Genomic DNA, 5,928 nt, shown 5'->3' on the forward strand with positions numbered 1-5,928 from the left:
GTCGCCAGCATCATGATCATGTTTTTGATCGGTTCGGATGCCGTGCGAAACCGTTTGTTGTAGCCGGACTGCTGGGGCAGGTAGGGGAACAGGTGGCGGACATCGCGCTTCGCGCGGCGCAGCCAACGCCGTTCGGAGGTGTAGCCCAGCAGGGCGGAGAGCGCCGCCACGGTGACCAGTTCGGCGTCACTGAGCGTGGGCGTGATCCCCACGGCGGGGCGCTCCGGCGCGAGCTGCGGCGAGGCCTTCACCGCATCGTCGATGCTGACGTAAAGTGCGGTTGCGAGGGTGTCTAAGAGCGCCCGGCAATAGGGGAGTGGATCAAGGAGCGGGGCTGGGCTGGGGTGCGTGCGGCGCAAGGCGGCGGAGGGAGCCACCCTGGTCCTTGGGGTGTCGACCGACGACAACGTAGCGAGGTGCGTGCCCCAGCCCCGCGACGCCGCGTTCCTATTGCCGGTCGCTCTAAATCTGTTATCACAATCAGATCTTGGATGCCCTCGCCTTATGTCTGCAGGCGATCCCTTGGACTCAACCATCTAGAGGGAAATTTATGTGACTACGACGAGGTGACCGCACACAGCTACCATCTGCCACACGATACGATCCCGCCGTGCACGACCGCGACACCAGCACCGCCCAGGGAAAACCCGCCCGCGCGGCGAGCGTGATGCAGTCACTGTTTGAGGTTTGAGTTACGGCTTCGGGGGGATCCGTGGACCACGGAGAATTGTACACGACGATCGCGCAGACCACCCCGGTGCTGCTGCTGGCGCTGATGTGGGATTCGGCGTACCTGGACCGCGTCCGAACGGAACATCGCCCGGCCCGCGGCGACGGGCCGGCGGGTTTCTTCTGGACGAAACCTCGGGTTCGGATCTTCATCTTGTCGATAGCTGTTTTGGTCATGTCTACCCTGCTGCTCGACGTGCTGGTGCTGGCCAGAGCGGTGGCGGACGTGGCGCTGGTCCGCGTCACCGTCGTCGGTGGTCTTGTGGTGGTGATGGGCGCCTTGCTGTTCCGGATCTGGGTGGATGTCCTACGAGCCACCGACGCCCGCTCCGATGGTGACGGCTCTTAGGATTCGTAATGAAATAACAAATGCATCCTCGGAAGCGTCTTCGCAGGTCACGGGCCCGCAGAAGGCTCAAAATGAACAAGTTATTTCATTACGGATGGCGGGTTCAAACGGTCGTAGCGACGGTCCCCCATCTGACGGTGATCTGATACTGGCCTGAATGACGTTGCGCGCGCAATGTCATTCAGGCCAGTGCTCTCCCCCTAGACGCCCGCCGCCGCCCGATGACCATGACGCGGCTCGGCCCAGCCAAGCCGTCGTAACACCCGCTACTCCGCCGACGGCAGCCAGAATGTCGACGACACCCGCAATGACCTGGGCCATGGTGGTTGGGGATGTTCGGAGCGCGCCGCCGAGCGCGCGCCGGTTGAGGCAGGTCAAATCCCCGTACGGGATCACCGGTACGGGGCTTTAGATCGTTTGACAGCTAGTTGACTGCTCGGGGTCCGTCAGGCCCGTCAGCCTCTGCTGCATCCCCAGGTCATCCAACCGTTATACGCTCGTCACCGAACTTCGCCACGATCTCAACCTGACCTCCGAGCGCCTCAATGTAGCTACGCACGGTAGCAATTTCGGCGTGGTCCAAGTCGCCTCGCTCAATACGTGAAATCCGTGACTGAGACACGCCGATCCGCTTGGCAACCTCGCTCTGGTCGAGCCCATAGGTCCGCCGGATGTCGGCCAGTCGATGCGCCCGGGTCTCAGCCCGCATTCTCACGCCGATCGCGTCAATCCGCTCTTGGCCGAGCCTGCCGGTCGCCACAGCCTCGGTGCGTACCTCTTCCCACGTCCGCGCCATGACCCGTCAGCTCCTCTCCACGCCATAGTCGCCGTCCAACCACCGTTGGTAGCGCTGCTCCGCCAACGGGATGTTCACCTCGTACCACCGCCGCCACTGGCCGGACTTGTCGCCTGCGACCAGCAACACCGCTTGTCGCTGCGGGTCGAACACAAACAAGATCCGCACCTCGATACCTCCCGCCGACCCCGGCCGGAGCTCCTTCATGTTATGGATCTTTGAGTCCTGGATGCTGTCAACGTACGGACGTCCCAGCGCCGGACCATCGGAGACCAGTTGATCGATCGCCGCCGTGACGAGCTCAGCGGTCCGGGGATCGGTGCGCACCAGACCCATGAACCAGTCGTCGACTTCATCGACGAGGATCACGGCCCACTTCACAACGTCCAGGGTGACCCACACGGTCTATGACGTCAAGGTTCTACACCCCTCTGCGGCACGAGCGTACCCAAAGCGGCACAAGAAGCACTTCGTGCCCCGCCTTCGCCCTCCGGTCTCCTCGGTCACTGACGGCCAGGCTGACAGCCAAGCCGGCGGACGAGGGTGGACGGCGCTGGACGAACGAAGCACACCAGGTCAGCGGACGCGGCGGACGTCCACGGACGATCGTAATCAAACTACAGATCAAGAGGCTGGGGGTTCAAGTCCAGCCAAGCGCGCCCCATCTCCGCAGGTCAAAGCCCCGTACGGGATCACCGGTACGGGGCTTCTGATCGTTATGTAGCAACGGGTGTAGCGACCGAGCTTTCAGACATTCACACAACGGATGCGGCGCAAGGACCTCCTGATCAGTGCAGCCAAGGAGCTTCTCGTCAAACATCGGTGTCAGCGTCGGCCCCGAGCGCGGCAAGCCGACCGCCAACGAGACTGGGCACGCCACACCGGAGCCGCTCGATGACCACCGCTACAGAAGCAGCCATGCTATCATGATCGGCAAGTCTGATATCAAACTTGTGAGGTGACGTCGGTGGCCGACATCCTCGTGCGTGACGTCCCCGATGTGGTTCTTGCCGAGCTCGACGCTGCCGCCGCCCGAGCCGGGATCTCGCGTGTCGAGTACCTGCGTCGCACGCTGGCCGCTGAAGCCGAGCGGGCATCGCGCGACACCCACCCCCCGCTCGCCCGGGAGGACTGGGCACAGCTCAACGAACTGATCTCGGACCTCGCCGACGAGGACGTGATGCGCGGTGCCTGGTCGTGACCGAAGGCTGGCTTATCGACAAGTCGGCGCTGGTCCGCATACCGACCCATCCCGACGAGCCCCTCTGGTCACGGCGAGTTGATCAAAATCTGGTACACATATGCGCAGTTACACTGCTCGAAGTAGGGTACTCGGCCCGCAACGGAGTTGAACACACCCGCCTTCTCGGCACCTTACCGCTCGCACGCATGGTCATCCAGTGGGACATGCCGGTAGCCGTGGCCCGACGCGCCTACGAGGTCCAGGGCATGCTGGCCGCGGCCGGCCATCATCGGGCCCCAGGTGTCCCCGATCTGCTGATCGCCGCGACGGCGGAAGCCGCCGGACTCACGCTCCTGCACCGCGACAAGGACTTCGAGCTGATCGCCGACCTGACCGGGCAACCAGTGTGCCGACTGTCCTGATCTTCCAACGCTCCCCGTGCCGCGATACGGGGCTGACAAGCAAGTTGACAGGCAAGTTGACAGCCAAGCCGGCGGACGAGGGTGGACGCCCGTCGACGGAGCGCACAAGGTCAGCGGACGGCAGAACCCCAGCGGACGTCCACGGAAGATCCCGAGCAACCGCTCGGCGACCGCAGCCGATGACCAGTGGAGCAGGGGTCCGGCAAGCTTGATCGCGATTGGGCAGACCCTGACCTGCCCCAACAACCCGATGCGAGCTCCTGCTCAGGTCCCGACGCGGGGCGGTCGGTGCACCGGCCGCTGGAGAACCACCTTCCCTTCTACTTCTGCTCTACTTCCGCGGTTGAACTCCGTGAAGTCGCTCCGGGCACGCTTGACTTGCAGTTCGCTTGAGCCTCTAGCCTTCCCTCGGCGGCCGGCGCCGCACGCCGGTAACAACCCTGCGCCACCGAGAAGTAACCCATGAGCAGAGGTACTCCATGAGCATGGAAGTCACCGCGTGGATGTCGATGCACAAGGCGATGACCGCGCAGGACGAACGGCGCCCCTTCTCCAAGGCGACCCTGCGGCGGATCGGCGGTTTCGCCCGGCCGCGCCGCCGGCAGCTGACCTGGTTTCTGCTGCTCGGCGTCGTGACGGCGGTCCTGGCGGTCGCGACACCGGTACTCGCCGGCCGGGTCGTCGACGCGATCGTGCGCGGCGCGGCCGTCCACGTCGTGGTCGGGCTCGCGGTGCTCATCGCTGTCATCGCGGTGGCCGAGGCCGGCCTCGGGCTGGTGTCCAGGTGGCTGTCCGCAACCATCGGCGAGGGCCTGATCCTTGACCTGCGCACCGCCGTGTTCGACCACGTGCAGCGGATGCCCATCGCATTCTTCACCCGCACCCGTACCGGCGCGCTGGTCAGCCGGTTGAACAACGACGTCATCGGCGCGCAACGGGCCTTCAGTAACACGCTCTCCGGCGTGGTCAGCAACATCGTCGCGCTCCTGCTCACCCTCGCCGTGATGATCAGAATTTCCTGGCAGATCACCGTGCTCGCGCTGCTGTTGCTGCCGGTGTTCGTCGTGCCCGCACGGCGGATGGGCAGCCGGCTGGCCCGGCTCGAACGCGAGGCGGCCAACCACAACGCGGTGATGAGCACGCAGATGACCGAGCGTTTCTCCGCGCCCGGCGCGACACTGGTGAAACTGTTCGGCCGGCCCGCCCACGAGTCCGCCGCGTTCGCGGTACGGGCGCGGCGTGTCCGCGACATCGGGGTCCGCTCGGCGATGGTGCAGTGGGTGTTCATCACCGCGCTGACCCTGGTCTCGGCGCTGGCGCTTGCCCTCGTCTACGGGCTCGGTGGTTTCTACGCGCTGCGTGGGCAGCTGGAACCCGGCGCCGTCGTCGCGCTCGCGCTGCTGCTCACCCGTCTCTACGCCCCGCTGACCTCGCTGGCCAGCGCCCGGGTGGAAGTCATGAGCGCTCTGGTAAGCTTCGAACGAGTGTTCGAGGTTCTGGACCTCGAACCACTGATCGCCGACCGCGCGGACGCGCGGCACGTGCCAACGGGAGGGGTATCAGTGGAATTCGACGACGTCAGTTTCAGCTACCCGCCCGCGGACAGGGTCTCGCTCGCATCGCTGGAGGAGGTCGCCGTCCTCGACACCCGTGGCGGTGTAGAGATTCTGCACGGCGTCTCGTTCCGGGCCGAACCCGGGCAGCTGGTGGCGCTGGTGGGCTCGTCAGGCGCTGGAAAGTCCACGATCGCGCAGCTGACGGCCCGGCTCTACGACGTCGACACCGGCGCAGTGCGCCTGGCTGGGATCGACGTCCGCGACCTGACCGCCGAATCCATCCGCGCGACACTCGGGATGGTCACCCAGGACGGGCACCTGTTCCACGAGTCGATCCGCGCGAACCTCCTGCTGGCACGCCCCGAAGCGACCGAGGACGACCTGTGGGATGTACTGGCCCGCGCCAGGCTTGCCGACCTCGTCGAAAGCCTGCCCGACGGGTTGGACACCGTCGTCGGCGAACGCGGGTATCGCCTCTCCGGCGGTGAACGCCAACGCCTGACCATCGCCCGGCTCCTGCTGGCACGGCCGCGAGTAGTGATCCTCGACGAGGCCACCGCGCACCTGGACTCCACCTCGGAGGCCGCGGTACAGGCGGCCCTGGCCGAGGCACTCACCGGACGGACCGCGGTGGTGATCGCGCACCGGCTGTCCACCATCCGCTCCGCCGACCTCATCCTTGTCATCGAGGACGGACGGGTCGTAGAGCGTGGCACCCATACCGACCTGCTCAGCGCCGGCGGACGTTACGGGGAGCTGTACCGGACGCAGTTCGACCAGCCGACCGCAGCCGCCGCCATGGCCACAATGGCCGCGGCTGGGTGAGGTCACGACCGGACGAGGGCAACGACCGATCAAAAACCACGGCCGGTTTAGAGCGCCCGAGAATAGAA

6 protein-coding genes and 1 pseudogene are annotated in these 5,928 nt (G+C 65.5%); 4 read left to right on the forward strand and 3 right to left on the reverse strand.

The features are described 5' to 3' along the window. Positions 1-251: pseudogene (locus MJ797_RS13060) on the reverse strand (IS982 family transposase); the annotation flags it as partial. Between the two features lie 461 nt (positions 252-712). On the opposite strand from MJ797_RS13060, the gene MJ797_RS13065 reads away from it, so the two are divergent. After that, positions 713-1,078 (forward strand): hypothetical protein, encoded by a 366-nt coding sequence (locus MJ797_RS13065; RefSeq protein WP_239334610.1) that lies wholly within the window; start codon positions 713-715, stop codon positions 1,076-1,078. Positions 1,079-1,556: 478 nt separating this feature from the next. Here the strand turns inward: MJ797_RS13065 and MJ797_RS13070 are convergent, their stop codons facing one another. After that, on the reverse strand, positions 1,557-1,874 hold the full coding sequence (locus tag MJ797_RS13070) for a helix-turn-helix domain-containing protein (protein ID WP_239334611.1): 318 nt from the start codon (positions 1,872-1,874) through the stop codon (positions 1,557-1,559). Positions 1,875-1,880: 6 nt separating this feature from the next. Further along, positions 1,881-2,210, reverse strand: a complete 330-nt coding sequence (locus MJ797_RS13075) for a type II toxin-antitoxin system RelE/ParE family toxin (RefSeq protein WP_239334640.1) — start codon at positions 2,208-2,210, stop codon at positions 1,881-1,883. Between the two features lie 631 nt (positions 2,211-2,841). Between MJ797_RS13075 and MJ797_RS13080 the strand changes: the two genes are divergently transcribed. The 3 genes from MJ797_RS13080 to MJ797_RS13090 all read left to right on the forward strand — a co-directional run bounded on the left by MJ797_RS13080 (position 2,842) and on the right by MJ797_RS13090 (position 5,860). Then, positions 2,842-3,075, forward strand: coding sequence for an antitoxin (locus MJ797_RS13080; protein ID WP_165485712.1), 234 nt, complete (start codon positions 2,842-2,844; stop codon positions 3,073-3,075). Further along, positions 3,072-3,479 carry a PIN domain nuclease gene (locus tag MJ797_RS13085; protein WP_239334612.1) on the forward strand — a complete coding sequence of 136 codons (408 nt, stop codon included), beginning with the start codon at positions 3,072-3,074 and terminating at the stop codon, positions 3,477-3,479. The genes MJ797_RS13080 and MJ797_RS13085 overlap by 4 nt, the downstream gene beginning before the upstream one ends. A 479-nt stretch (positions 3,480-3,958) precedes the next feature. Continuing rightward, a complete protein-coding gene (locus tag MJ797_RS13090) occupies positions 3,959-5,860 on the forward strand; it encodes an ABC transporter ATP-binding protein (RefSeq protein WP_239334613.1) in 1,902 nt (633 codons plus the stop codon). Positions 5,861-5,928 lie beyond the last annotated feature (68 nt).

It is taken from the genome of Protofrankia sp. CiP3 (assembly GCF_917627345.1).
Classification (GTDB): Bacteria; Actinomycetota; Actinomycetes; order Frankiales; family Frankiaceae; genus Protofrankia.

What these genes read in the sequence shown, in the direction of transcription:
- MJ797_RS13070 (WP_239334611.1), bottom strand. Translation starts at nt 1,874, where the DNA reads ATGGCGCGGACGTGGGAAGAGGTACGCACCGAGGCTGTGGCGACCGGC.
- MJ797_RS13075 (WP_239334640.1), bottom strand. Translation starts at nt 2,210, where the DNA reads ATGGGTCTGGTGCGCACCGATCCCCGGACCGCTGAGCTCGTCACGGCG.
- MJ797_RS13090 (WP_239334613.1), top strand. Translation starts at nt 3,959, where the DNA reads ATGAGCATGGAAGTCACCGCGTGGATGTCGATGCACAAGGCGATGACC.